At 60.0% G+C, this 24553-nt stretch carries 24 protein-coding genes and 1 pseudogene; 12 read left to right on the top strand and 13 right to left on the bottom strand.

Annotated elements, in window-relative coordinates:
* Window positions 1–5: 5 nt before the first annotated feature.
* Window positions 6–890, bottom strand: a complete 885-nt coding sequence (locus ALP40_RS21380) for an MBL fold metallo-hydrolase (RefSeq protein ID WP_122210167.1) — start codon at window positions 888–890, stop codon at window positions 6–8.
* Window positions 891–1168: 278 nt separating this feature from the next.
* On the opposite strand from ALP40_RS21380, the gene ALP40_RS21375 reads away from it, so the two are divergent.
* Complete coding sequence (locus ALP40_RS21375) at window positions 1169–2488, top strand: sigma-54-dependent Fis family transcriptional regulator (protein ID WP_122210166.1); 1320 nt, start codon at window positions 1169–1171, stop codon at window positions 2486–2488.
* A 6-nt stretch (window positions 2489–2494) separates the two neighbouring features.
* Here ALP40_RS21375 and ALP40_RS21370 read toward each other — a convergent pair whose 3' ends face one another.
* Together ALP40_RS21370 and rep are read right to left on the bottom strand one after the other, a co-directional pair.
* Entirely contained in the window at window positions 2495–3064 is a 570-nt protein-coding gene (locus tag ALP40_RS21370; protein ID WP_122210165.1) for a xanthine phosphoribosyltransferase, read from the bottom strand.
* Window positions 3065–3116: 52 nt separating this feature from the next.
* The gene (gene rep / locus ALP40_RS21365) at window positions 3117–5126 is read right to left on the bottom strand and encodes a DNA helicase Rep (RefSeq protein ID WP_122210164.1); all 2010 of its coding nucleotides are present in this window, start codon (window positions 5124–5126) and stop codon (window positions 3117–3119) included.
* Between the two features lie 206 nt (window positions 5127–5332).
* Here rep and ALP40_RS21360 point away from each other — a divergent pair, with 206 nt between their 5' ends.
* A complete protein-coding gene (locus tag ALP40_RS21360; protein WP_122210163.1) occupies window positions 5333–7006 on the top strand; it encodes a bifunctional diguanylate cyclase/phosphodiesterase in 1674 nt (557 codons plus the stop codon).
* A gap of 3 nt (window positions 7007–7009) precedes the next feature.
* On the opposite strand, the gene ALP40_RS21355 is transcribed toward ALP40_RS21360, so the two are convergent.
* Complete coding sequence (locus ALP40_RS21355; protein WP_122210162.1) at window positions 7010–8392, bottom strand: NorM family multidrug efflux MATE transporter; 1383 nt, start codon at window positions 8390–8392, stop codon at window positions 7010–7012.
* 155 nt (window positions 8393–8547) lie between these two features.
* Between ALP40_RS21355 and ALP40_RS21350 the strand changes: the two genes are divergently transcribed.
* Window positions 8548–9468: a LysR substrate-binding domain-containing protein gene (locus tag ALP40_RS21350; RefSeq protein ID WP_122210161.1), complete on the top strand. Its 921-nt coding sequence runs from the start codon at window positions 8548–8550 to the stop codon at window positions 9466–9468.
* 181 nt (window positions 9469–9649) lie between these two features.
* Entirely contained in the window at window positions 9650–11626 is a 1977-nt protein-coding gene (locus ALP40_RS21345; protein ID WP_122210160.1) for a methyl-accepting chemotaxis protein, read from the top strand.
* Between the two features lie 486 nt (window positions 11627–12112).
* Here ALP40_RS21345 and ALP40_RS21340 read toward each other — a convergent pair whose 3' ends face one another.
* Both ALP40_RS21340 and ALP40_RS21335 read right to left on the bottom strand, forming a co-directional pair.
* Window positions 12113–13606, bottom strand: coding sequence for a YifB family Mg chelatase-like AAA ATPase (locus ALP40_RS21340; protein ID WP_122210159.1), 1494 nt, complete (start codon window positions 13604–13606; stop codon window positions 12113–12115).
* A 176-nt stretch (window positions 13607–13782) separates the two neighbouring features.
* Window positions 13783–14406: a hypothetical protein gene (locus ALP40_RS21335; protein WP_122210158.1), complete on the bottom strand. Its 624-nt coding sequence runs from the start codon at window positions 14404–14406 to the stop codon at window positions 13783–13785.
* A 252-nt stretch (window positions 14407–14658) separates the two neighbouring features.
* Between ALP40_RS21335 and ALP40_RS21330 the strand changes: the two genes are divergently transcribed.
* Window positions 14659–14964 (top strand): HigA family addiction module antitoxin, encoded by a 306-nt coding sequence (locus ALP40_RS21330; protein ID WP_122210157.1) that lies wholly within the window; start codon window positions 14659–14661, stop codon window positions 14962–14964.
* Between the two features lie 23 nt (window positions 14965–14987).
* Here ALP40_RS21330 and ALP40_RS21325 read toward each other — a convergent pair whose 3' ends face one another.
* Window positions 14988–15254 (bottom strand): accessory factor UbiK family protein, encoded by a 267-nt coding sequence (locus tag ALP40_RS21325; protein WP_122210156.1) that lies wholly within the window; start codon window positions 15252–15254, stop codon window positions 14988–14990.
* Window positions 15255–15673: 419 nt separating this feature from the next.
* Here ALP40_RS21325 and glnK point away from each other — a divergent pair, with 419 nt between their 5' ends.
* The 4 genes from glnK (at window position 15674) to sutA (ending at window position 18475) form a co-directional block, all read left to right on the top strand.
* Window positions 15674–16012, top strand: a complete 339-nt coding sequence (glnK, locus tag ALP40_RS21320; RefSeq protein ID WP_002555808.1) for a P-II family nitrogen regulator — start codon at window positions 15674–15676, stop codon at window positions 16010–16012.
* Between the two features lie 34 nt (window positions 16013–16046).
* Entirely contained in the window at window positions 16047–17384 is a 1338-nt protein-coding gene (locus ALP40_RS21315; RefSeq protein ID WP_122210155.1) for an ammonium transporter, read from the top strand.
* A 242-nt stretch (window positions 17385–17626) separates the two neighbouring features.
* Window positions 17627–18052 (top strand): secondary thiamine-phosphate synthase enzyme YjbQ, encoded by a 426-nt coding sequence (locus ALP40_RS21305; RefSeq protein WP_122210383.1) that lies wholly within the window; start codon window positions 17627–17629, stop codon window positions 18050–18052.
* A gap of 99 nt (window positions 18053–18151) precedes the next feature.
* Entirely contained in the window at window positions 18152–18475 is a 324-nt protein-coding gene (gene sutA / locus ALP40_RS21300; protein WP_122210154.1) for a transcriptional regulator SutA, read from the top strand.
* 78 nt (window positions 18476–18553) lie between these two features.
* Here the strand turns inward: sutA and ALP40_RS21295 are convergent, their stop codons facing one another.
* Genes ALP40_RS21295 through lptM form a run of 6 tightly spaced genes read right to left on the bottom strand, consistent with a single transcriptional unit; the run spans window position 18554 to window position 23130 of the window.
* Window positions 18554–19246, bottom strand: coding sequence for an HAD family hydrolase (locus ALP40_RS21295; protein WP_122210153.1), 693 nt, complete (start codon window positions 19244–19246; stop codon window positions 18554–18556).
* Window positions 19239–20138, bottom strand: a complete 900-nt coding sequence (xerC, locus tag ALP40_RS21290; RefSeq protein WP_122210152.1) for a tyrosine recombinase XerC — start codon at window positions 20136–20138, stop codon at window positions 19239–19241. The genes ALP40_RS21295 and xerC overlap by 8 nt, the downstream gene beginning before the upstream one ends.
* 2 nt (window positions 20139–20140) lie before the next feature.
* Entirely contained in the window at window positions 20141–20875 is a 735-nt protein-coding gene (locus tag ALP40_RS21285) for a DUF484 family protein (RefSeq protein ID WP_122210151.1), read from the bottom strand.
* 13 nt (window positions 20876–20888) lie between these two features.
* A complete protein-coding gene (gene dapF, locus ALP40_RS21280) occupies window positions 20889–21719 on the bottom strand; it encodes a diaminopimelate epimerase (protein ID WP_122210150.1) in 831 nt (276 codons plus the stop codon).
* 4 nt (window positions 21720–21723) lie between these two features.
* A complete protein-coding gene (gene lysA / locus ALP40_RS21275; protein ID WP_122210149.1) occupies window positions 21724–22971 on the bottom strand; it encodes a diaminopimelate decarboxylase in 1248 nt (415 codons plus the stop codon).
* Between the two features lie 9 nt (window positions 22972–22980).
* On the bottom strand, window positions 22981–23130 hold the full coding sequence (gene lptM, locus ALP40_RS21270; RefSeq protein WP_122210148.1) for an LPS translocon maturation chaperone LptM: 150 nt from the start codon (window positions 23128–23130) through the stop codon (window positions 22981–22983).
* Window positions 23131–23366: 236 nt separating this feature from the next.
* Here lptM and cyaY point away from each other — a divergent pair.
* The 3 genes and pseudogenes from cyaY to rnk form a co-directional block, all read left to right on the top strand.
* Window positions 23367–23693: pseudogene (gene cyaY, locus ALP40_RS25630) on the top strand (iron donor protein CyaY); the annotation flags it as partial.
* 60 nt (window positions 23694–23753) lie between these two features.
* A complete protein-coding gene (locus ALP40_RS25900) occupies window positions 23754–23933 on the top strand; it encodes a DUF1289 domain-containing protein (protein WP_259640741.1) in 180 nt (59 codons plus the stop codon).
* Window positions 23934–24072: 139 nt separating this feature from the next.
* Entirely contained in the window at window positions 24073–24480 is a 408-nt protein-coding gene (gene rnk / locus ALP40_RS21260) for a nucleoside diphosphate kinase regulator (RefSeq protein WP_122210146.1), read from the top strand.
* Window positions 24481–24553 lie beyond the last annotated feature (73 nt).

Raw genomic sequence — 24553 nt, 5'->3', positions numbered from 1 at the left:
TGGGCTCAAAGGGCGTTAAGCGGGATCTTCAGGTAGCGCACGCCGTTTTCCTCCGGCTCCGGAAAGTGGCCGCAGCGCATGTTGACCTGGACCGAGGGCAGCATGAGCACCGGCATTTCCAGCGTCGCGTCGCGGGCTTCGCGCATGCTGACGAAGGCGTCTTCATCAATGCCGTCGCGCACATGGATGTTGCTGGCGCGCTGTTCGGCCACGGTGGTCATGTACTTGAGTTCCCGGCCATCGGGCAGGTAGTCGTGGCACATGAACAGCAGAGTTTGCGGTGGCAGGTCCAGAAGCTTGCGGATCGAGCGATACAAGGTACGCGCACTGGCACCGGGGAAGTCGCAGCGGGCGGTGCCGTAGTCGGGCATGAACAGCGTATCGCCGACAAATGCCACGGTTTGTCCGCCGATCTCGACCAGATAGCTCATGCAGGCAGGGGTGTGCCCGGGGGTGTGCAGGGCTTTTGCTTTCAGCGAGCCAATGGCGAATGTCGCCCCATCGTCCAGCAGCACATCGAACTGGCTGCCGTTGCGGGCGAAGTCGGCGGGTGCGTTGAACAGCTCGCCAAACGTCTCCTGAACCTGAGTAATGTGCCGGCCAATGGCAATCTGCCCGGTAAGTTTATCTTTCAGATAAGCCGCTGCAGACAGATGGTCGGCATGCACGTGGGTTTCCAGAATCCATTGCACCGAGGCCTGCAAGGCCCGCACGCGCGCGATCATCCGGTCTGCAGACTCTGTGCGGGTACGGCCGGACTTGGGGTCGTAGTCGAGCACGCTGTCGATGATTGCGCACTGCTTGCTGGGCAGGTCCATCACCAGATAGCTGACGGTCCAGGTCTGGCTGTCGAACAGCGCTTCGACGTATAGCGTTTCACCGATGATCATCTTCGAATCTCCTGGCTGTAAATCGCTCGAAACCCGCGCTGGCAGGCAAGGCGGTTGGCAGTTAGTGATAGATGTAACAAGTAACATGCCAACGAATCGTAAATGCGCCAAACCCCTATAAAACCGGACACCTTATGGGTTTGGGCCATAGAGACGTACGCGGTCTATAGGGGCGTGAGCTGCCAGTTTTTGGCAGAGCGTTGGCAGTAAATGGCAGTCAATGGCAGGGCGATGAGATAAGCTGTGCAGCACTTACGCTGACTCGAACAGGAAGCTTCATGTCCCTCATCGCCACCGACGCTCCCGGCAGCCGCATGCAGTCACTGGTGTCCTACCTTGAGCACGATGCGCGCCCCACCATCGTTCTGGACACCGACTACAACATCATCGCTGCCAACACTGCCTACCAGCGTCAGTTCGGGGTCGAGGGCGTGCCGCATGTGGGCGAGAAATGCTATCGGGTGTCGCATCAATACGCCGTGCCTTGTGACCAGGCCGGCGAGCATTGCCCCATGCGCAAGGCTTATGAAACCAGGCTTCCTGAGCGTTTGCTGCACATTCACCATACCCCGCGTGGCCCCGAGCATGTGGATGTCGAACTGCGTCCGATCTTGGACGGTCAGGGCGAGGTCATTGCTTATGTCGAACGATTGAGCTCCGTGGCAGTGGCTTCGGTTCAGCCGCAACAGCATGGGCTGGTGGGTCGTTCAACTGCGTTCAAGGAGGTTCTGGCGGCGCTGCAACGCGCTGCGCCCGCGCAGATTCCCGTGCTGCTGCAAGGCGAGTCGGGCACCGGCAAAGAGCTGTTCGCGCGTGCGCTGCATGCCAGCAGCTCAAGATCCGCAGGCCCGCTGGTGGTGGTGGACTGCACGGGGCTGACGGAATCGTTGCTGGAGAGCGAGCTGTTCGGCTACGAGAAGGGCGCGTTCACCGGTGCGCTGCAACGCAAGATCGGCCTGGCCGAAGCGGCGCATGGCGGCACGCTGTTTCTCGATGAAATTGGCGAAGTGCCGTTGGCCATGCAGGTCAAACTGCTGCGGCTGATCGAGTCGGGCAGCTTTCGGCCGGTGGGCAGCCTGAGAACGGTGCATTCGGATTTTCGGCTGGTGACCGCCACCCACAAACCGCTCAAGGACATGGTGGCCGAGGGCAGTTTCCGGCAGGACCTGTTCTATCGCATCAGCGCCTTCCCGATCCGCCTGCCCGCGCTACGCGAACGCACCGACGACCTGGCGTTGCTGATCGACAGCCTGCTGCAACGCAACGCCCAAGGTGCTGCGCCGCGTATAGACCCCGAAGCCATGAAGCTGCTCCGGCTGTACAGCTACCCCGGCAATATCCGTGAATTGCGCAATATTCTCGAACGCGCTCGATTGTTCACGGATGACGGCGTGATTCGCGTGCAGGACCTGCCGGACGATGTGCGCGGGCCTGGTGACGCGGGGCGCATGCCCCATCGCCGTCAGGACGACGGGCTGGACAAGCTGGCCCACGCGCTTCGCGTATTTCAGGGCTCGCGCAGCGAGCTGGCGAAAGAGCTGGGCTTGAGCGAGCGCACCCTGTATCGACGGCTGCGCACGCTCGGTGTGTTGAACTGAGCAGCGTTATTTGAAGGTGACGACGCCGTCAGCCAGCGATTGGACCCGAGCCAGTGACTCGACGCGATAGCCCTGTGCGTCCAGCTCGGCGCGACCACCCTGGAAGGACTTCTCGATCACGATACCCAGCCCGGCAACGGTTGCGCCCGCCTGCTTGATGATCGAAATCAGGGCCTGTGAGGCTTTGCCGTTGGCCAGGAAGTCATCGATGATCAGCACATGGTCGTCGCTGCTCAGGTGACGCGGCGAGATGGCGACGGTGCTTTCGACCTGTTTGGTGAAGGAGTACACCGACGCCGACAGCAGGTTTTCGGTCAGGGTCAGCGACTGATGCTTGCGGGCGAAGATCACCGGCACGCCCATGTTCAGGCCCGCCATTACCGCAGGCGCGATGCCCGAGGCTTCGATGGTGACGATTTTGGTGACGCCCGAATCGGCGAACAGCCGGGCGAACTCGTCGCCGATGGCTTTCATCAATGCCGGATCGATCTGGTGGTTGAGAAACGCATCGACCTTCAAGACCTGGTCGGACAATACGATGCCTTCTTCGCGAATCTTCTTGTGCAGTGCTTCCACTTCGGTTCCTTGGCTGCGCCATTGCGCAATAAATGATCGATTCTTGTACCGGTCAGCGTTTCAGCATTGCCCGTATATCTGCCAGCGCCGTATTGCCGCGCACCGCCTTGACCTCGGTCGGGGTATCGTCGTTGCCTTCCCAGGCCAGATCGTCAGGCGGGAGCTCATCCAGAAAGCGGCTTGGTGCGCAGTCGATGATCTCGCCGTACTGCTTGCGCTTGGCGGCGAAGGTAAAGGCCAGGGTCTGGCGCGCACGGGTGATGCCCACGTAGGCCAGGCGGCGCTCTTCTTCGATAGTGTCGGCTTCGATGCTGGAGCGGTGAGGCAGGATTTCCTCTTCCATGCCCATGATGAACACGTAAGGAAACTCCAGGCCCTTGGAGGCGTGCAAGGTCATCATCTGCACACCTTCAGCGCCGTCTTCCTCTTCCTGCTGACGTTCGAGCATGTCGCGCAGTACCAGCTTGCCGATGGCTTCCTCAATGGTCATGCCGCCTTCTTCGTCCTTCTCAAGCGTATTTTTCAACGCTTCGATCAGGAACCAGACGTTACTCATCCGGTAGTCGGCGGCTTTCTCGCTGGAGCTGTTCTGGCGCAGCCAGTTCTCGTAATCGATGTCCATGACCATGCTGCGCAGCGCGGCGATAGGGTCGTTCTGCGCGCATTGCTGGCGCACGCCGTCCATCCAGCGCTTGAAGCGTTGCAGGCGATCAGTGAAGCGGCTGTCCAGATGCTCGCCCAGGCCGATTTCGTCGGTGGCGGCGTACATCGAAATCTTGCGCTCGGTGGCGTAATTACCGAGCTTTTCCAGCGTGGTCGAGCCGATTTCCCGACGCGGCACGTTGATGACCCGCAGAAAGGCGTTGTCATCGTCCGGGTTCACAAGCAGGCGGAAGTAGGCCATCAGGTCTTTCACTTCCTGACGGCCGAAGAAGCTGTTGCCACCCGAGAGCCGATACGGAATCTGGTGATGCTGCAGTTTCAGCTCGATCAGCTTGGCCTGATAGTTACCGCGGTACAGGATGGCGAAGTCGCTGTAAGGCCGGTCGGTGCGCAGGTGCAGGGTGAGAATTTCCACGGCGACGCGCTCGGCTTCGGCGTCTTCGTTGCGACAGCGGATCACCCGGATCTCGTCGCCGTGGCCCATTTCGGACCAGAGCTGCTTCTCGAATTCGTGCGGGTTGTTGGAGATCAGGACGTTGGCGCAGCGCAGGATGCGGCTGGTGGAGCGGTAATTCTGCTCCAGCATCACCACTTTCAATGACGGGTAGTCGTCCTTGAGCAGCATCAGGTTTTCGGGCCGTGCGCCACGCCAGGCGTAGATCGACTGGTCGTCATCGCCCACCACGGTGAACTGATGGCGCGTGCCGATCAGCAGTTTGACCAGCAGGTACTGGCTGGCATTGGTGTCCTGATATTCGTCCACCAGCAGGTAGCGAACCTTGTTCTGCCACTTTTCCAGAATGTCGGCGTGTTCCTGGAACAGCTTCACCGGCAGCAGGATGAGGTCGTCGAAGTCCACCGCGTTATACGCTTTGAGCGTGCGCTGATAGTGGGTGTAAACGATGGCGGCAGTCTGTTCCTTGGGGTTGCGTGCGTTTTCCAGCGCTTCGGCGGGCAGAATCAGGTCGTTTTTCCACGCACCGATCATGTTCTTGATTTCGTCGACGCCGTCGTCGCCCGAATACTCTTTCTGCATGATGTCGGTCATCAGCGCCTTGACGTCAGTCTCGTCAAAGATCGAGAAGCCCGGCTTGTAACCCAGCCGCGTGTGCTCCTTGCGGATGACGTTCAGGCCCAGGTTGTGGAACGTCGACACCGTCAGGCCGCGTCCTTCGCCAGCGCGCAGCAGCGTACCGACTCGCTCTTTCATCTCGCGTGCGGCCTTGTTGGTAAAGGTCATGGCGACGATGTACTGAGCCTTGATGCCGCAGTTCTGGATCAGGTGCGCGATTTTGCGCGTGATCACACTGGTTTTGCCGGAGCCTGCACCGGCGAGCACCAAAAGAGGGCCGCCGACGTAGTTCACCGCTTCCCGTTGCCGGGGATTGAGTCGGGACATGGGGGTCTGAAAACGTCGCTTGCGAAAAGGTCGGGCATTTTAGCAGGCCCGCAGGTTTCATGCGGCGATCATCGTAGAAAGGTCGTAACCGCTATCTAATTTCTTCGTTTTTGTTACATTTGCGCCGCGGCGCGAAGAGAAGTGTATTCGTCGCGTTCCCGAGAGAGCGCGACCATCGTTTTTTCCTTTGAACTTAGGAAGTTAGATTGCCTACGCCTGTCGAACCCTTGCGGTTGCTTTTGCTCGCACAAGAGCCGTACTGGCAGACGCTGCTGAGCGGCTGTCTGAACGATCCGGGCGCTGCGGTAACGCTGCTGCACGGTGCCGATTGGCAGGCGTTCAGCACCCAATACGGCAACGACCGCAACACGGTACTGCTCACGACCCCTGGCTTGCAGCCGCCTACTGGCAGTTGCACCTTGCCGATGGTGGTGCTGCTTGAAGAGGAGCCGCTCGTCGGACTGTCCGGTGTCAATGACTGGCTGGTACGCGGCGCACTGACTGACGATACCCTGCGTCGGTGCCTGCGGCATGTTCGTGAGCGCAATCGCCTGGAGCAGACTCTTCAGCGGCTGGCGGGGCAGGACACGCTAACCGGCATCGCCAATCGGCAGGGTTTTCAGGCCATGCTCGCCTCGCGCCTTGCGGATGGCGGCGACCTGGCGCTTGGGCATCTGGACCTGGACAATTTTCGGCGTACCAACGACTCGCTGGGGTATCAGGCCGGTGACCGGCTGATCCTGCAGGTGGTGGCGCGGGTCAAGAATCAACTTCAGGCAGGTGACCAGATCGCCAGACTGGGCGGCGACGAGTTCGCGCTGTTGATTGATACCCGGCAAGCCGCAGAGCGCGCCATCGAAGTCGCAGAGCGCATTACCGACGCGCTGTCCGAGCCTTATTGGGTGGACGGTGAAAGCCTGCTGCTGGGCTGCAGCCTGGGCATCGCGCATTCACGAGCCGGTGCGGGCGCCGACTCGCTGATGTGGCACGCGCACATCGCGATGCGCCAGGCCAAAAGCCTGCACGGCTGCACCTTCCATCTGTTCGACGAACGCATCAACCGCAACGCCCGCAGCCTGGCCGATCTGGAAGGCGAGCTGCGCCGTGGCCTGCGACGGGACGAGATGGAGCTGCACTACCAGCCGCGCCTGTGCCTGAGCACGGGCCGGGTCGTGGGCCTGGAAGCGCTGGTGCGTTGGCGCCATCCCGAGCGAGGGCTGCTGTCGCCTAACGAATTCGTGCCGCTTGCCGAGCAGAGCGGGCTGATCGTGCCGTTGGGTTACTGGGTCATTTTTCGCGCGTTGAGCGACATGCAGGCGCTACGTGAACAGGGTTTTGCGCCGCTGCACATGGCAATCAACCTGTCGTTCCGGCAGTTTCAGGACAGCCAGCTTTTGGCGACTCTCAATCGCCTGATCGTCCAGCACAACGTCGACGCCCACTGGCTGGAGTTCGAACTGACCGAAACCGCTGTGATGCGCCGCAGCGACCAGGTCCGGCAGACGATGGACGCCCTTGGAAGGCTGGGCGTGCGCTTTTCGCTGGATGACTTTGGCACCGGCTATTCGTCGTTCATGCACCTCAACAGCCTGCCGATCGCGCTGCTCAAGATCGACAAGAGTTTTGTCAGCGAAATGGAAACCCGCGAGGAGAACCGCAAGCTGGTGCACGCCATGATCAATCTGGCGCACAACCTGAGTCTGGATGTGGTGGCCGAAGGCGTTGAAACCCCCGGACAGCTTGCGCTGTTGCGCGGTTTCGCGTGTGATCAGGTGCAGGGCTATCTGATCAGTCGACCGTTGCCACTGCCGGAACTGGTCGCCTGGCTGAAATCGGACGCAGGCCGCGGCGAGGCTTCCAGCTACCCGGCATCCTCCTGAGGTTCAGCCCGGCACGGCTTCGCCGACAGGCTGTTTGCGCAACAGCCTTGCGGTTTTCCACTCAAAGGCACCGGTCAATGCCACTGCCGAGCAGAGCAGGCCCAGCGCCAACCCCCACCATACGCCTGGCGCGCCACCGTCGGCGGAAAAACCCAGCAGCCATGCGGCAGGTGCCGCGATCAGCCAATAGCAGATCAGACCGACCAGAAAGGTCGTGCGGGCGTCCTTGAGACCACGAATCGCGCCCATTGCAATGGTTTGCGTGCCGTCGAAGAATTCGAACCAGGCCGCGATGGCCAGCAGTTGGACGGCCATCACAACGATCTCGGCGAACGCCGGGTCATTGATGTCGAGAAACAGCCCGATGATCTGATGCGGTGCCAGCCAGAACAGCAGACCGAACAGCAGCATCACGGTGCCGCCGAAACCAATCCCCAGACGCCCGGCGGTGCGGGCCATGAGCATGTTGCCTGCGCCATAGTGCTGGCCGATGCGCATGGTGACCGCGTAGGAAATCCCGACCGGCACCATGAAGGCCATTGAAACGGTCTGCAGCGCGATCTGGTGAGCGGCCATCTGGGTGCTGCCCATCGCGCCCATGCAAAACGCGGCGAACGTGAACAGCCCGACCTCCACCGCATAGGTCCCGCCAATGGGCAGACCCAGACGCCACAGCTCGGCCAGATGGCTGCGTGACAGCTTCGACAACCCTTTGCGAATCGGGTACGCCGCGTAGGCTGGGTGCCGCCCGACGTGCCAGGCAAGCGCCAGTGCCATGCAGTTGGTGACGATGGCCGTGACCAGCCCGATGCCCATCAGGCCCAGGTTGGGCAAACCGAACCATTGGTGAATCAATACGTAATTGAGCGCGTAGTTAGCGACGGCGCCGATCAGGCTGATGATCATCACCGGCCGCGCCCGCCCAAGCGCGCTGGTGAAGCCGCGCAGGGCCATGAAACTGAGCAGGCCGGGCAGCGCCAGTGGGAGGGTGATCAGAAATTGAGCCGCCATGTGTACGTTGGCTTCGGCCTGGCCGAACTGCAGCAGGATAGGTTCCAGATTCCACAGAATCAGCGCCGCCACCAATGCCATGCCCCAGGCCAGCCAGAGCCCGGCTTGGGTCAATCGGGTAGCGCCCTCGGTGTCACCGGCCCCATGACGTATCGACACCAGGGTGCCAACCGCCGCCATCACTCCTACGCAGAAAAACGAGATGAAGTTGTACGTGGCCGCGCCAAGGCCGCCGCCCGCCAAGGCTTCGGGGCCGATCTTGCCCATCATAACGGTATCGGTGAACACCATCAGCATATGAGCCATCTGCGAGGCAATCAGCGGCCCGGCCAGGCGCAGGATGATCCAGAGTTCTTTGAGGGCGGGCTGTTGCATGGTGGCGATGCTCTACGGAAGAGGAACGGATGAGCCGCCAATTCTCGGCATTTAACGCAATAAGCACAAAGCGATAAAATCGATGCTCAGCATGACTTAAACTCATGCGAGCATTTGCAGTACAGTGGCCGATCTACACCTCAGGAACGCAGCGCATGTCTCGTCGTCTCCCTCCTCTTTATGCGCTGCGTGCATTCGAAGCTGCGGCCCGGCACGCCTCATTCACCCGTGCGGCGGAAGAACTGTCCATTACCCAAAGTGCGGTCAGCCGCCATATTCGCACCCTGGAAGAGCATTTCGCCTGCCGTCTGTTTCAGCGTAACGGCCGTAATGTGCAACTCACGGAATCGGCTCGGGCGTTGTTGCCGGGGGTGCGGGACGGCTTTCTGGCTCTGGAGAGGGCGTGCAGTACCTTGCAGACGGAAGAAGGCGTTTTACGCATGAAGGCACCGTCCACATTGACGATGCGCTGGTTGCTGGCGCGGCTCAGCCGCTTTCGTCATTTGCAGGTGGGCAACGATGTGCAACTGACCAGCGCGTGGATGGACATCGACGCCGTGGACTTTGCGCAGGAGCCCTTCGACTGCGCGATTCTGCTCAGTCATGGTCACTTTCCGGCTGACTGGGAAGCGACCCTGTTGTTTCCGGAATGGCTGATCCCCGTGGGCGCTCCGACTCTGTTGCAAGACCCTCCGTGGAATGTCGAGCGTCTAGCCAAGGCCGAATTGCTTCACCCCACCCCGGATCGTCGCGATTGGCGGACCTGGTTGCACCGGATGGGTTTGACAGACAAGGTCTCGCTCAAGGGCGGCCAAGTGTTCGACACCCTTGAACTGGGAATGATTGCTGCGGCGCGGGGTTATGGCGTGTCGATGGGGGATTTGCTGATGGTCGCTGAGGACGTTGCGCAGGCGAGATTGAGCCTGCCGTGGCGAACGGCGGTTGCCAGCGGAGAAAATTATTACTTGGTGTGGCCGCGTACAAGGCCCGGTGTAGAGCGGTTGCGGCGTCTCAGCGACTTTTTACAGGCAGAAGTTAACGCGATGGAGCTACCGTTAGTTGAAATTTTGCACTAATTAACCTCGCGTAGTGCGAAAATGCCATCGTTTACCAATGACCACCTGAATGACTCAAGTATCATCTTGGGTGGCCGAAGCACTGCCTGAGAACCGTCTGCCCAAGACGGACTAACACCCAACTAACGTTTGCTGAATGATGAGCCAGGGAGCGGCCCGAATCATTCGGTATGGAGCTTCTATGTCCAAGCCTCGTACCCGGATTGCTACGCAACTCGGTATCGCTCTGGCAGTAATCCTGGCAGTTGTCATCAGTGGCAGCACGCTGTTCGCGTTGAGGTCCCTGGACGCGTCCAATCTGGTCATTCGCGAAGAGCACATGTCCAGTGAAGCACGGCTGCTCGCCGATCAGTTGAACACCTTTCACAGCACCCTGCGTGACAGCACGCAGCGCCTGAGCGGGTTGTTCGAAAAACGCTTTTCTGTCGGCCTGACGCTGCAGAGCGACAAACCGGTCACGGTGGCGGGGACTCAGACCCCCGGCCTGTTCCTGCGTGATACGGCGCTCAATAATGACTTCACCGAAGTGGACGAGTTCCGTCGGCTGACTGCCGGTGTGGCCACTATTTTCGTGCGCAGCGGCGATGACTTCATCCGCATCAGCACCTCGCTGAGCAAGCAGGACGGCACTCGCGCCATTGGCACGCTGCTGGATCGCAAGGCCCCCGCGTATGAACGCCTGATGTCCGGCCAAGGCTATGTCGGTAAAGCGGTGCTTTTCGACCGCTATTACATGACCCAGTACAGCCCGGTTCGCGACAGCAGCGGCAAGATCATCGCCGCGCTGTTCGTGGGCTTCGACTACACCGACGCGCAAAAAACCCAGTTTGATGACCTGAAGAACTTTCGCATCGGCACCACTGGTTCGCTGGCGTTGCTGGACGATAAAGGCGCCTGGCTCGTCCCGCCTGCCGGCATTCAGTCCCCTGAAAGCGCGGCCAAAGCGGTGGCCGATCTGGCCAGCAAACCGGGCAAGGCGCAGTTCTGGAATGACGGTGCTCAAGACTTCTACAGCGTCGGCCAGCCGTTTTCGGGCGGCCCCTGGACCGTCATTGCCAGCATGCCTGGCGATGAAATCAGCGCCGTGACCTGGGACGTCGGCACCCAGCTGGCCATCGGCAGCCTGCTGGCCATGCTCATTGCCGTCATCAGCGCCATCTGGCTGCTGCGCAGCAAACTGCGTCCGCTTTCCGAACTGGTCCGCCAGGCCGACGAACTGGGTGCGGGCAACCTGAGCGTGCGCCTGAACATCACCAGCAACGACGAAATCGGTCAGTTGTCGGGCAGCTTCAACAAGATGAGCGAAGCGCTTTCTTCGATGGTGTCGCACATCCGCACCGCCGCTCAGGAAGTGAGCACCCGTGCCCACGCCTTGTCCGGCCTGTCCGGTGGTGCTTACGAAGGCATGGAGCAGCAGTCCGGCGAAATCACCAGCATGGCCGGCGCGGTTGAAGAGTTCAGTGCAACGTCGATGAATATTGCCGACAACATGGGCAACACCGAGCGGTTGGCGCAGGAAAACGCACAACAGACCCGCATTGGCCGTACCTCGATGGAGGAAGCGTCCTCGTCGCTGCAACAAATTGCCACCTCGCTGAGCAGCACCGCGACCGTGATCGACACCTTGGGCCAGCGCTCGCAGGAAATCGGCAGCATCGTCGGTGTGATCACCTCGATTGCCGACCAGACCAACTTGCTGGCCCTCAACGCCGCCATTGAGGCCGCACGCGCCGGTGAGCAAGGACGCGGCTTTGCCGTGGTCGCCGATGAAGTCCGCAGCCTGGCTTCGCGTACCCGTAAGGCCACCGACGAAATCTCCGTCATGATCGCCAGCATCCAGCAGGAAACCGGCAACGCCATCAGCACCATGCAACAAGGCAACGTGCTCATGCAGGAAGGCCTGTCGCTCAACTCAAAGGTTGCCTCGGCCCTGGCCCAGATCGACGAACAAAGCCGCTCCGCCGGCCATCAGTTCGCAGCCATTACCACCGCGACCCAAGAGCAGAGCAGCACCGCCACCATGCTCAGCAGCAACCTGCAAAGCATTGCAATGACCAACAGTGAGCAGCGCCAAGTGGTTTCAAATCTGGCCATTACGGCTGAAGAGCTGAATTCGTTGGCGGGTGAGTTGCGTAAAGAGGTTGATCGGTTTCGGTGAGGTGTAACTTGCGTTATTCCTGATGTGAACATGCCGGTGCTTTGCACCGGCATGTTCTTTAGGTGTCCGTTTCGAGCGTTAAAAGCAGGCTCTATCCTTCAGGCTCGAATTGCACAGTAATGAACGGTGCCAATGGCGTACCCGTGGGCGAAATGGCGGACGCCACAGTAAGCATTTGTGGAGGGTGATACTGCAGGGCGCTGCAAATGAACGCTCCTGAACAGATCAGCAGCATGGCAAGGGTTGCTCGGTACATCCAGACATCCCGATTTGTCTTTTGAAGCCTCTTGCGTAGATCGTCACGATAGAACTCAAGTTCATCACTATCAGAAACCGGCTGTACACGGCGTCAAATGGCATCAGGTAAAAGCTTAGCTTGCCGTTGAAATCAAGGCTGTGGGGCGGCGGATATCCGTTTTGGCTGTCGGCCGATTCCTCCCGTACTGACAAGCGCTTGGGACTGGCCAGCTTTTGATTTTGCCTGTACTAATTACTCACAGGCCGATACTGCAACGCCTCCGCCAGATGACCACGATTGATCGCCTCCACCTGCTCAAGATCCGCCAGGGTCCGCGCGACTTTCAACAACCGATGCGCCGAGCGCAGTGACAGCGTCAAACGCTCGCATGCGGTTTCCAGCCACGTCTCATCCACACTCGACAGCGCACAATGCTGCCGCAATGCCGGAAGGTCGAGGAACGCATTGGCGCAGCCCTGACGTCGATTCTGTCGGTCGCGGGCCTGTGCGACGATGGCGGCTGCACTGGCAGTGGTGTCACCGGTCTGCGGGCCGGGATTGAGCGAGGTGGTTTCACGTGCGACGGTCAGGTGCAGGTCGATACGGTCCAGCAGCGGGCCGGACAGTTTGTTGCGGTAACGCTGCACCTGCTCGGTCGAGCAGCGGCAGCGGCCCGTCGGCTCACCCAGATAACCGCACGGGCACGGATTCATCGCCGCGACCAACTGAAAACGCGCTGGAAACCGCACCCGATCCCGCGCGCGGGAAATCACGATATGGCCGGATTCCAGTGGCTCGCGCAAAACCTCCAGCACGCGCCGGTCGAACTCCGGCAACTCATCCAGGAACAGAACGCCGTGGTGCGCCAATGTGATCTCGCCGGGCTGAGGACGACTGCCACCACCAACCAACGCCGGTCCTGATGCCGAGTGATGGGGTTGTCTGAATGGACGCTGGGGCCAACTCGTCAGCGGAACCTGACTGGCGACCGACTGAATCGCTGCGACTTCCAGCGCTTCGTACTCATCCAGCGGCGGCAACAAACCGGGCAGACGGCTGGCGAGCAGCGTTTTGCCGGTGCCTGGCGGGCCGCTGAACAGCAGGTTATGCGCCCCGGCCGCAGCCACCACCAATGCACGCTTGGCAGCCGTCTGCCCCTGCACTTCGCTGAGGTCCGGATAAGGTTTGGACTGATGCAACAACCCGCTGGATTGATAAGGCGTAATGGGCGTGCGTCCGTTGAAATGCGCCACCAGCTCCAGCAGATGATTCGCAGCGATGACCCGCAAACCCGACGCCAGACACGCCTCTTCGGCATTCACCGCCGGCACGATCAACGTCCGCTCCGCCGCACGCGCCGCCAACGCAGCGGGCAGCACACCCTGAATCGGCCGTATCCCGCCCGACAGCGCCAGCTCCCCGAGACACTCGACATCCTGCAACGCCGTCAACGGCACCTGCCCGCTGGCCGCCAGCAGACCCAGCGCGATCGCCAGATCAAATCGACCGCCATCCTTGGGCAAATCGGCAGGCGCCAGATTGAGCGTGATACGCCGCGCCGGAAAATCCAGCCCGGAATTGAGAATGGCACTGCGCACCCGGTCCTTGCTCTCCTTGACCGCCCCCTCGGGCAACCCCACCAGCGTCAGCGTGGGCAGGCCGTTGGCCAGATGCGCTTCGACAGTAACCGCCGGGGCTTCAACCCCGACCTGGGCACGACTATGGACAATGGCCAGCGACATGGATCATTCCTTGATATGAGCGACGGGGCGTTATCGTGCGTCATTCGAGGAGGGAGGGCAGGTGGGGAATGGATACAGAGTGTTAACGGGAATGGCTGAAAGGGTTCAAGTGCAACCTTTCCGCTGAGCTCAACATGCGTGGTTTTCGTTGAGCCCAGTACTGTAGCCAGAGCATTTCAGCCTCTAGGCATCTTCACCCGAGCATACTGATCCTGACCAATCCACCCCATAAACGAACGGTTGTCGCCATCGACAAACTCAACCTTCGCCGCGCCATCCTTGAACGCCAGCACGCCCACCACGTCACCCTTCACGATGTAAGCGCCCCGAGTGGACTTGGCATCCGGCGTTTTCTGTAGCCAGGCTTTGTCGACCGCAACGGTGACCAGCCCGATCCACTTCTTGCTCACCGTCTCGCTCAGGTCCAGGCCTGTCGCGATGTCCGGCATCAGCACGTTCATGCAGCCTGGATGTTGCTGGCCTTGTTCGACGGTCAGAACCACACCATCGATGGACGGCTCTACGGTTCCCGGATAAACCTCATCGAGCCAGGAAGATACCGGGCTGGCTTTCCCTGACTCGACCTTGCCTTGCAGGTAGAACGCGCAACTGAACGTAGTGCCTGTACCGCGCTCTTCGGCATAAAACCCCTCGATTTGTCCTTCGGGCGTGACAGCGAGCAGCAGTTGCTCGTACTTGCCGGAGCGGAGCGTCAGGCCTTCGGCGAGAGCGGGTGTGCCAATGCAGAGCGAGAGCGCTCCCGCGATCAGCCAGCGAAAAATGAAGCATTTATAGGGCATTTTTACGTCCGTTGTATGCGAAACGAGTCATTGGGCCAGTCCGATGTAGAGTCTTGCTCGGCCCGTAAAAAATGTCATCCATATCATTCGACTCTCAAGCGAGAGGATACGGAAGCTAACTAAGGACCGTTAAAAGCAAAGAAACCAAAGAAAGCGAAGTCTTACACATACGCCGGAAGGAGCACACTGGACGACAACCGTCTCACGGATGAACACTCGATCCTCGTACATTGATGACCAAAAGGTGCAGCAATGACAAAAAATGGAATGCGCCCCGTCCATCCCGGCGAGGTTCTTAAAGAAGAGTACCTTGAGCTCATGGGGCTAACTGCGGCTGCCTTGGCTCGGGCGCTGAATGTATCAACACCGACAGTCAATGACATCGTTTTACAGCGAAGGGGCGTGAGCGCGGATGTAGCGCTGCGTCTGGGCGTATGCCTTGAGACGAGCCCCGAGTTCTGGCTGAACCTGCAGCTGACTTATGACTTGCGCAGGGCAGAAATCGAGAAGGGTGCACAGATTCGCGATCAGGTCAGGCGTCTGGCCCGCTGTGCCTGACCACCTGAACCCGAGTTGACCCTTTACTCGGCCTTCTCAACCGGCCCCATCTTCTCTTCGAGCTCAGCCATTTTGGCCTCCAGCGCTTCCAGACGGGCGCGGGTGCGGGCGAGGACGGCCATTTGGCTGTCGAACTCTTCCCGGCTCACCAGATCCAGTTTGCTGAAGCCGCTTTGCAGCAGGGCCTTGAACTGGGTTTCGAATTCGCTGCGGGGTATAGGGGTTTCGCCGTTGAACAGGCGGGAAGCGTGGCCGCTGAGGGCGTCGAGGAAAGCTTTAGGCGCGAGCATGGTGGTTTTCCTGAATCAGATGCGCGGCAGTGTAGCACGCAGCGCCTATAGTCATTTCGAGGCGGCAGGCGTGCGCGGTTATGGCGCATGTGGGCGTGCACTCATGCACCACGCTTGTGCGTTCTTGTTGGCAATGGCGGTTCCCAGCCGCGCTAATCAGGCCCAAGGACCTGTATTTGATGAATATTCACGAGATGGCAAGCTTTCTGCTTAGTGGCTTGTGACCCATGCACTGATGCAGTCGCTGTGACGAATGCAGTGCGGCAGGCGGAGCGGGGAAGTGTTTCGTCAGAAGCGGTTTTCTGGTGTTGGTCTGGCCCGATCAGGCGACCGACGCGTTACAAAGCCAGACACTGCGCTTAGACTTGAGTCGGGTTTGTTTTCCTGGGGCAAGTCCACCAATTCGGGAGAAAGTTTTCATGAAGCTAGTCACTGCCATCATCAAGCCGTTCAAATTGGATGACGTACGCGAGTCGTTGTCCGAAATCGGCGTGCAGGGCATCACCGTCACTGAAGTCAAAGGCTTCGGGCGTCAGAAGGGTCACACTGAGTTGTACCGCGGTGCTGAATACGTCGTCGACTTCCTTCCAAAAGTGAAGATCGACGTTGCCATCGATGACAAGGATCTGGATCGCGTCATCGAGGCCATAACCAAGGCCGCCAACACCGGCAAGATCGGTGACGGCAAAATCTTCGTGGTCAATCTGGAACAGGCTATCCGCATCCGTACCGGCGAAACCGATACAGACGCAATTTAAGCCGCCAAACCCCAACGCCCCAGGAGAAAACAATATGACTCTGCGTCAATTCGCAGGGCTAGGAGCCCTGTTGTCCCTTGCAGTACCTGGTCTTGCCCTGGCGGCTGACCCAGTGGCCGAACCTGTACTCAATTCCGGCGACACCGCATGGATGTTGACGGCAACCGCTCTGGTTCTGTTCATGACCATTCCGGGCCTGGCGCTGTTCTACGGCGGCATGGTTCGTTCGAAAAATATCCTGTCCGTGATGATGCAATGTTTCGCCATCACCGGCCTGATCAGCATCCTGTGGGTCGTTTACGGCTACAGCATCGCGTTTGACACCACCGGTATGGAGGCTGGCGTCGTCAACTTCAACTCCTTCTTCGGCGGCATGGGTAAGGCGTTCCTGGCGGGTATTACGCCATCGAGCATTACCGGCGCTGCGGCATTGTTCCCTGAGGCGGTGTTCGTCACCTTCCAGATGACCTTTGCAATCATTACCCCGGCCCTGATCGTCGGTGCTTTCGCAGAACGCATGAAGTTCTCCGCGATGCTGATCTTCATGGGCATCTGGTTCACCCTGGTCTACGCGCCCATCGCCCACATGGTCTGGGGCGGCGTCGGTGGTCTGATGTGGGACTGGGGCGTTCTGGACTTCGCAGGCGGCACCGTTGTACACATCAACGCCGGTGTAGCCGGTCTGGTGGCCTGTCTGGTACTGGGCAAGCGTAAAGGCTTCCCGACCACCCCGATGGCGCCGCACAACCTGGGTTACACCCTGATCGGCGCTGCGATGCTGTGGGTAGGCTGGTTCGGCTTCAACGCAGGTTCTGCTGCTGCGGCCAACGGCACTGCCGGTATGGCGATGCTGGTTACCCAGATCGCCACCGCTGCTGCTGCACTGGGCTGGATGTTCGCTGAATGGCTGACCCACGGTAAGCCAAGCGCTCTGGGCATCGCCTCGGGTGTGGTTGCAGGTCTGGTAGCGGTCACGCCGGCAGCCGGTACGGTTGGCCCGATGGGCGCACTGATCATCGGCCTGGCGGCAGGCGTGATCTGCTTCTTCTGCGCCACCAGCCTCAAGCGCAAAATGGGTTACGACGACTCCCTGGACGCCTTCGGTGTTCACGGTATCGGCGGCATCGTCGGCGCGATCCTGACCGGTGTCTTTGCAGCCCCTGCACTGGGCGGCTTCGGCACGGTGACCGACATCGGCGCTCAGGTCTGGATTCAGTTCAAAGGCGTCGCGTTCACCGTGGTGTACACCGCCATTGTGACCTTCATCATCCTTAAGGTGCTGGATGCGGTCATGGGCCTGCGTGTCACTGAAGAGGAAGAGTCTGTCGGTCTTGACCTTGCACAACACAACGAGCGTGGCTACAACTTGTAAAGGCCGCTGCGCTGAAAAAACGAATGCCCGGTTTTCCGGGCATTTTTTTGTCTGACGTTTGTGGATAAACCGCGAATTTCTGCTGTCAGTGCTTTGCCCGCGTCAATGTTTTCGGCACCGTGACGCAGTGCATGTAACGTCGTTACGGCAGTCTTCGTTAGCTTGCAGGGAAGCCGGTTTATTGCGCGCTTTGCTTTTTTCTCAGGCGAGTTAGAATGCGCGCCGAAGGTGCGGAGAACGGTATGTGGCATCAATCCAGAATTACCCTGCGGGCCAGGCCTCGCGGGTTCCATCTGGTCACCGACGAGATACTGGCAGGCTTGCCTGAGCTGCGGGATTGTCGAGTCGGTCTGCTGCACTTGTGGCTGCAACATACCTCGGCCTCGTTGACCGTCAACGAGAATGCCGATCCGGCGGTACGTCGTGACTTCGAACGTTTTTTCAACCGGCTGGTGCCTCAGGGCGTGGCCGGCCATGAACATAACGATGAAGGGCCTGATGACTTGCCCGCGCACTTCAAGTCCAGCCTGCTGGGCTGCCAGTTGCTGTTGCCGGTATCGGCGGGGCGACTGGCGCTGGGCACCTGGCAAGGCGTTTACCTGGGCGAACATCGAGATGAGGGTGGTTCTCGTAACGTCCTGGCCACTCTTCAGGGTGAATGGATATAACCGCTGGGGTCAGTGGTTATTGAATTTTTTCCGGCAGCCTTAGACTCTTGAGGCTGTTGGGCTATAACTAATCTGCTTTCGCAAGTCATGAGGTAGAACATGAGCGACGACGACAACGACGATCTGGTAGACGATCTGGAAGACGAGGAGGGCGGTGAGGAACTTGCCGCGGCTCCCGAAGACGACGCTACCGAGGTAGATGATGCCGAGGTTTCGGCACCGGCTGCCAAAGGCAAGGCCAAAGCTGCAGTTTCGGTCGACGAGCTGCCCAGCGTAGAAGCCAAGAACAAAGAGCGTGATGCTCTGGCACGTGCGATGGAAGAATTCCTGGCGCGTGGTGGCAAGGTGCAGGAAGTGGAGGCCAACGTGGTCGCCGATCCGCCCAAGAAGCCTGACAACAAATACGGCAGCCGCCCTATCTAAGGCAGCAGATGTCGTATGAGAATGAGCCCGCCGTCGCTGCGGGCTTTTTCTTGCCTGCGTGTTGAGGGGCGCCCGTCTTCAGGCCCAGCGCGCAAGGACTTCGGGCAATTGAGACAAATTGTGAATCTCCGCATCGGGCAGTCGAGAAGCTTCCCAGACCTTGCCCTGTGGGTTGTACCAGATGGCACGCATGCCTGCGCGCTGCGCCCCGGCGATGTCGTCATTGGGGTGATCGCCCACGTGTACCGCAGCGCTGGCGTCCACGTTGCCGCGTCTGAGGGCCTCCAGAAAGGGCGCCGGGTCCGGCTTGCCGATGCCCAGGTCTTCAGCGCACAAGGCGAAGGAAAAGTAGTCAGCCAGGCCCAGACGGCGCACGTCGGCGTTGCCGTTAGTGATCACGCCCAAGGTGAACGTCTTGGCGAGAATTTCCAGCATGGGCTGCACATCGGGGAAGATATGGACTTGATGACGCCCTTGCAGGAACACTTCAAAACCCTGATCGGCCAGGTCTTGCGCCTCGTCGGTGTCATAGCCGGCATGTTCCAGGGCATGAAACAGCACCCGTCGACGCAATGCGCTGATTCGGTGCTTGAATGACGGGTCCGCTTCCACCAGGCGCGAGCGAATCTCCCACAGGTGCTCCACCGACACCGGGCCGAGCTTTGGGGCATGTTCGGCCAGCCAGTCGCGCAGCGTCGCCTCCGCGCCCGCAATCGCAGGCGCGGTGTCCCAGAGGGTATCGTCCAGATCGAAAGTCACCAGCTTAATCATCTACAGATCCTTTGCGTTTGGCTCGTGGGTGGGCACTGTCATAGACAGTAGCCAAATGCTGGAAATCCAGGTGCGTATAAATCTGCGTGGTCTTGATGTCGGCGTGGCCCAACAGCTCTTGCACGGCGCGCAGGTCTTGGGATGATTCCAGCAGGTGACTGGCGAAAGAGTGACGCAGCATGTGCGGGTGCAGGTTTTGCCCCAGCTCACGCTCGCCGAAGGCCTTGACCCGATTTTGTACCGCTCGCGGTCCCAAGCGGGTGCCTTTCTGGCTGATGAATACGGCATCGTCCTGGGGATTGGCCAGCGCTCGCAGCGGCAACCAGGCTTCCAGCGCCTGCCGAGCCTTGCTGCCTACAGGCAGTACGCGGGTTTTGCTGCCCTTGCCGAGCACTTGCACCAAGCCGTCGCGAAGGTCGAGTTGGTCCAGGTTCAGACCCGTCAGTTCGGACAGGCGCAGGCCTGAGGAGTAGAGCAGCTCCAGAATGGCCTGATCTCGACGAGCCAGAAAGTCTTCTTCGACGCCGCCGTCCAGCAGTTGCGAGGTCCGGTCGGTGTCCAGCGTCTTGGGCAGACGCCGCTCGCCTTTGGGCGGAGACAGGCCGTTTGCCGGGTCATGCTCGCATACGCCTTCGCGGTTCAGGTATTTGTAAAAGCCCCGCACGGCCGAGAGCATGCGCGCCAGGCTGCGCGACGACTGGCCCTGCTGGTGCTGGCGGGCGGTGAAGCTGCGCAGGTGCTGGATGTCCAGTGCGGTCCAGCTTGAAAGCTGTGCCTTTTTGCAGAACGCCAACACCTTGTCCAGATCACGCCGATAGGCTTCCAGCGTATGAGGTGACACCTGTCGCTCACTGCGAAGGTGGGTGCAGTAGGCGTCCAGATGCTGTTCCATGACTAGCGGACCGAACGCAACGAATGCGCAAAGCGTGGCAGCAGACGGCTCAGGACATCGACGATGTAGCTGAGAAACAGCGTGCCGACGGAGCTTTTGTAATGCTGTGGATCGCGGCTGCCGATGGCCAGTACGCCATGCAAACCAAGGTGGTTGAGGCTGGCGATGGCCGTCGAGCCGACTTCCTTGCTTTGCTCGGCACCGAACAGGAAGGCCAGTTCATGCTCGCGCAGCGCGCCGCACACGACCTTTTCGCCGATCAGCCCACCAATGTTCTTCTGCGCTTCGGCGACACTGACCCAGCGGCCTACCGGCATGGGGTTGTCGCTGAACAGAATGAGGCTGACGAACGGCACCTGAAACTCCTGACGCAGACTGTCTTCCACCGCAATCACGATCTCGTCCAGGCTGGTGGCGTCCATCAGGGCGAGGTTCAGGCGACGGGTTTTCTCGAACAGTCGGTCATTGTCGCGGGCGACGTCCATCAGCTGTGAAAGACGGTGGCGCATTTCGATGTTGCGCTCGCGCAGCAGCTTGAGCTGACGCTCGACCAGCGAGACGGTGTCTCCACGCTGGTGCGGAATGCGCATCGACACCAGCAACTCATCGTGTTCGGCGAAGAAGTCCGGGTGTTGCAGCAGAAAGGCAATGACCGCCTCTGCTTCAAGGTTGGGCGCTGCGCTATCGGCAGGCGATTCGCTGGGGGTGCCGGTTGAAGCCGGAGGCTGATCGGTCATCGTATTTGCTCACTTAAAGACGAACCTGGCCTTCGTAGACCCTGACGGCCGGGCCAGTCATCATCACAGGGTGCCCTGGGCCTGCCCATTCAATGGACAGTCGCCCGCCGGGCAGGTCGATCAGCAACGGCGACATCATCCAGCCCTGGGTGATGGCGGCCACTGCTGCTGCGCAAGCGCCAGTACCGCACGCCTGTGTTTCTCCTGCACCGCGTTCCCAGACACGCAACTGCGCGCGCTGACGATCCACGATGTGCAGGAACCCTACGTTAACCCGAGCCGGAAAGCGCGGGTGATGTTCGATCTTCGGGCCCAGTTCGTGAACCGGGGCGTTATTGATGTCATCCACACGCAGTACCGCATGGGGATTACCCATCGAGACAGCGGCCAGCTCAACGCTCTGTCCATCCACATCCAGGGTGTAGCTGTTCGCCTGGGCCGTGGCCTGGAACGGGATGTCGTCCGGAACCAGCCGTGGCGGGCCCATATTGACGCTGATCTGTCCGTCGTTACGGATATCCAGCTCAATGATGCCGCTCTTGGTTTCGACGCGGATCTGCTTTTTGGCGGTCAGGCGCTTGTCGAGTACGAAACGGGCGAAACACCGCGCCCCGTTGCCGCACTGTTCAACTTCGGAACCGTCGGAATTGAAGATACGGTAGCGAAAATCCACATCCGGGTTATTCGGCGCTTCGACCAGCAATAACTGATCGAAACCGATGCCGGTGTGCCTGTCGCCCCACTGTTTGGCGTGCTTGGGCAGAATATGCGCGTGCTGACTGACAAGGTCCAGGACCATGAAGTCGTTACCCAGCCCGTGCATTTTGGTAAAACGCAGCAGCATGGGATTACTCCGGCAACAGGCTTTCGCCAGCGAACAGCTCGGCCACGGTTTCCCGACGACGCACTTCAAAGGTGTGTGTATCGTCAACCAGGACTTCGGCAGCGCGACCACGCGTGTTGTAATTCGAACTCATCACGAAACCATAGGCTCCGGCCGAATGCACGGCCAGCAGATCGCCTTCGGCCAGTGCCAGCTCGCGGCCCTTGGCCAGGAAATCACCGGTTTCGCAGATCGGGCCAACGATGTCATACGGGCGTGCAGCACCGTCGCGCGGGCGCACCGCCGTGACGTCCATCCAGGCCTGATACAGCGCCGGACGAATCAGGTCGTTCATGGCCGCATCGACGATGGCGAAGTCTTTGTGTTCGGTGTGCTTGAGGTATTCAACGCGGGTCAGAAGCACGCCTGCGTTGGCAACGATGAAGCGCCCCGGTTCGAACAGCAGGCCCAGATCACGACCGGCCAGGCGCTCGCGCACGGCCTTGATGTAGTCCGCTGCCATCGGTGGCTCTTCATCGCGATAACGAACACCCAGCCCGCCGCCCAGATCGATGTGGTGCAAGTGAATGCCGCAATCGCCCAGACGATCGACCAGATCCAGCAAGCGATCCAGTGCGTCAATGAACGGTTCGAGCGTGGTCAGCTGCGAGCCGATGTGGCAATCAACGCCGATCACTTCAAGGTTCGGCAACTGCGAGGCGCGCACGTAAACGTCTTCAGCGTCTGCAATGGCAATGCCGAACTTGTTTTCTTTAAGGCCTGTGGAAATGTACGGGTGAGTGCCCGCATCGACGTCCGGGTTTACACGCAGCGAGATCGGTGCGCACACGTTCAGCTCGGCGGCGACGGTCTGCAGGCGCTCCAGTTCGTCGGTGGACTCAACGTTAAAGCAGTGCACGCCAACTTCCAGAGCGCGACGCATGTCTTCACGGGTCTTGCCGACGCCGGAAAACACGATCTTGTCAGCCTTGCCGCCTGCTGCCAGGACGCGTTCCAGCTCGCCACGGGACACGATGTCGAAGCCCGCGCCGAGGCGTGCCAGAACATTGAGTACGCCCAGGTTGGAGTTGGCCTTGACGGCGAAGCACACCAGGTGGGGCATGCCGTCCAGCGCGTCGGTATAGGCGCGGTACTGCGCTTCGATATGAGCGCGTGAGTAGACATAAGTCGGCGTGCCGAAACGTTCGGCAATGGCAGACAAAGCTACTCCTTCCGCGAACAGCTCACCGTCGCGGTAGTTGAAAGCGTCCATGGGATTCCCTTAAAGATGCTTGTGCGTCGTGTGCGATTTGGCTTGTTCATCGGGTGACTTGGTGTCATCCGGCAGGTACAACGGGCCTTTTTGACCACAGGCTGTAACAAGGCAAGCGACCGCGACGAGCGCAGCAAGCGAAGAGATCAGGCGCTTCATGGCGAAATCCTTTGTAAAAGCATTAATTGCGCCCGAGTATACCGACCACCCGGCGGCTTGCCTATGCGAGGCTCCTCCCGTCTGGCGGGGTTTTGACGCGATTGTGCAGGCAATGGCCGGATACGCCGGATTATTGCGTTCGGATGCGGTCAATGACGGGTATGCTTTGCATTTGGCAGGTGGCGTCCGTATCTTGCCCCACTGCGCTTTCAGTAGACATTTTCGAGGTTCCCGCAATGAGTTTGACCGAAGCCCGCTTCCATGACCTGGTCGATGCCACCCAGCAAAACCTGGAAGATGTGTTTGATGAGAGTGGTCTGGACGTGGACCTTGAAAACTCGGCCGGCGTGTTGACCGTCAAGTTCGAAAACGGCTCCCAACTGATCTTCAGTCGTCAGGAGCCACTGCGTCAGCTCTGGCTGGCGGCGCGCTCTGGCGGTTTCCACTTCGATTATGACGAAGTCGAAAGTCGTTGGGTCTGTGACACCAGCGATGAACTGCTGAGCGAGATGCTTGCCCGCATGACGCTTGATCAGGCTGGCATCGAGCTGGATTTCGGCCAGAACCCTCAGCCTGCCGCGGTCAGGCCGCCCAAACCGCTGTTCAGCAATGTCAGTCCTGCCGTGCCATCGCCGTGCATCAGCACCTGTCGGCTGGATGAACAAAAGGTCTGCTTGGGGTGTTTTCGTCATGTTGAAGACATCCGCGAGTGGCGTTCGGCCGATGATGATCGCCGCCGCCAGATCCGCCATGAGGCCGATCGGCGCCGTTCGCAGGCCCAAACGGGTCAGGCCGCTGGCTGACGTCTCGTCGGGTTGTGTATTTATTACGCTGTGTTAGTGTCAGAACCTGCTTCTCTTTTTAGAGTGGCCTATCAAAACCCCGCCCGGCTCGGCGGGGTTTTGCTTTTATAACGCGCGGAAAAAGGAGTCTGCCCAGACCATGAACACTGCCCCTTCACTCATCCTCACCCGGCTTGACGTGCAACGTCTCGAGAATCTGATCGACAGCATGGACGAGTCCACCCCCGGCATTCAGGCGTTGCAGGCCGAGCTGGATCGTGCCGAACAGGTGGTCGGCCACGATGAAGTGCCAGACGGTGTGGTGACCATGAACTCGCGTGTCCATTGCCGCGAAGAAAGCAGCGGCAAGGATTACCACCTCACGCTGGTTTATCCGCAGGATGCGGGTGTTGAGGGGACGGTGTCAGTGCTGGCACCAATGGGCTCGGCGCTGCTGGGCTTGCAGGTCGGCCAACACATCGATTGGCCCGCCCCAGGCGGCAAGACCCTCAAGCTGACACTGCTCGCGGTCGAGTATCAGCCGGAAGCGGCGGGCGAGTATCAGTAAGTTGCCTCTTATCAAGCAACCTGCAACCCACACAATCGAGCGTGATCGTGCCAAATGCTCCGCGTTGGCATGC

It is taken from the genome of Pseudomonas viridiflava (assembly GCF_003702045.1).
GTDB lineage: Bacteria > Pseudomonadota > Gammaproteobacteria > Pseudomonadales > Pseudomonadaceae > Aquipseudomonas > Aquipseudomonas viridiflava_C.
This window is presented reverse-complemented; position numbering and strand designations above follow the sequence as displayed.

Bases quoted from the DNA above. Each gene is read 5' to 3' on its own strand.
- ALP40_RS21380 (WP_122210167.1), bottom strand. From the start codon at position 890: ATGATCATCGGTGAAACGCTATACGTCGAAGCGCTGTTCGACAGCCAG.
- ALP40_RS21375 (WP_122210166.1), top strand. From the start codon at position 1,169: ATGTCCCTCATCGCCACCGACGCTCCCGGCAGCCGCATGCAGTCACTG.
- rep (WP_122210164.1), bottom strand. From the start codon at position 5,126: ATGTCCCGACTCAATCCCCGGCAACGGGAAGCGGTGAACTACGTCGGC.
- ALP40_RS21355 (WP_122210162.1), bottom strand. From the start codon at position 8,392: ATGCAACAGCCCGCCCTCAAAGAACTCTGGATCATCCTGCGCCTGGCC.
- ALP40_RS21350 (WP_122210161.1), top strand. From the start codon at position 8,548: ATGTCTCGTCGTCTCCCTCCTCTTTATGCGCTGCGTGCATTCGAAGCT.
- ALP40_RS21345 (WP_122210160.1), top strand. From the start codon at position 9,650: ATGTCCAAGCCTCGTACCCGGATTGCTACGCAACTCGGTATCGCTCTG.
- ALP40_RS21340 (WP_122210159.1), bottom strand. From the start codon at position 13,606: ATGTCGCTGGCCATTGTCCATAGTCGTGCCCAGGTCGGGGTTGAAGCC.
- ALP40_RS21335 (WP_122210158.1), bottom strand. From the start codon at position 14,406: ATGCCCTATAAATGCTTCATTTTTCGCTGGCTGATCGCGGGAGCGCTC.
- ALP40_RS21330 (WP_122210157.1), top strand. From the start codon at position 14,659: ATGACAAAAAATGGAATGCGCCCCGTCCATCCCGGCGAGGTTCTTAAA.
- ALP40_RS21325 (WP_122210156.1), bottom strand. From the start codon at position 15,254: ATGCTCGCGCCTAAAGCTTTCCTCGACGCCCTCAGCGGCCACGCTTCC.
- glnK (WP_002555808.1), top strand. From the start codon at position 15,674: ATGAAGCTAGTCACTGCCATCATCAAGCCGTTCAAATTGGATGACGTA.
- ALP40_RS21315 (WP_122210155.1), top strand. From the start codon at position 16,047: ATGACTCTGCGTCAATTCGCAGGGCTAGGAGCCCTGTTGTCCCTTGCA.
- ALP40_RS21305 (WP_122210383.1), top strand. From the start codon at position 17,627: ATGTGGCATCAATCCAGAATTACCCTGCGGGCCAGGCCTCGCGGGTTC.
- sutA (WP_122210154.1), top strand. From the start codon at position 18,152: ATGAGCGACGACGACAACGACGATCTGGTAGACGATCTGGAAGACGAG.
- ALP40_RS21295 (WP_122210153.1), bottom strand. From the start codon at position 19,246: ATGATTAAGCTGGTGACTTTCGATCTGGACGATACCCTCTGGGACACC.
- xerC (WP_122210152.1), bottom strand. From the start codon at position 20,138: ATGGAACAGCATCTGGACGCCTACTGCACCCACCTTCGCAGTGAGCGA.
- ALP40_RS21285 (WP_122210151.1), bottom strand. From the start codon at position 20,875: ATGACCGATCAGCCTCCGGCTTCAACCGGCACCCCCAGCGAATCGCCT.
- dapF (WP_122210150.1), bottom strand. From the start codon at position 21,719: ATGCTGCTGCGTTTTACCAAAATGCACGGGCTGGGTAACGACTTCATG.
- lysA (WP_122210149.1), bottom strand. From the start codon at position 22,971: ATGGACGCTTTCAACTACCGCGACGGTGAGCTGTTCGCGGAAGGAGTA.
- lptM (WP_122210148.1), bottom strand. From the start codon at position 23,130: ATGAAGCGCCTGATCTCTTCGCTTGCTGCGCTCGTCGCGGTCGCTTGC.
- rnk (WP_122210146.1), top strand. From the start codon at position 24,073: ATGAACACTGCCCCTTCACTCATCCTCACCCGGCTTGACGTGCAACGT.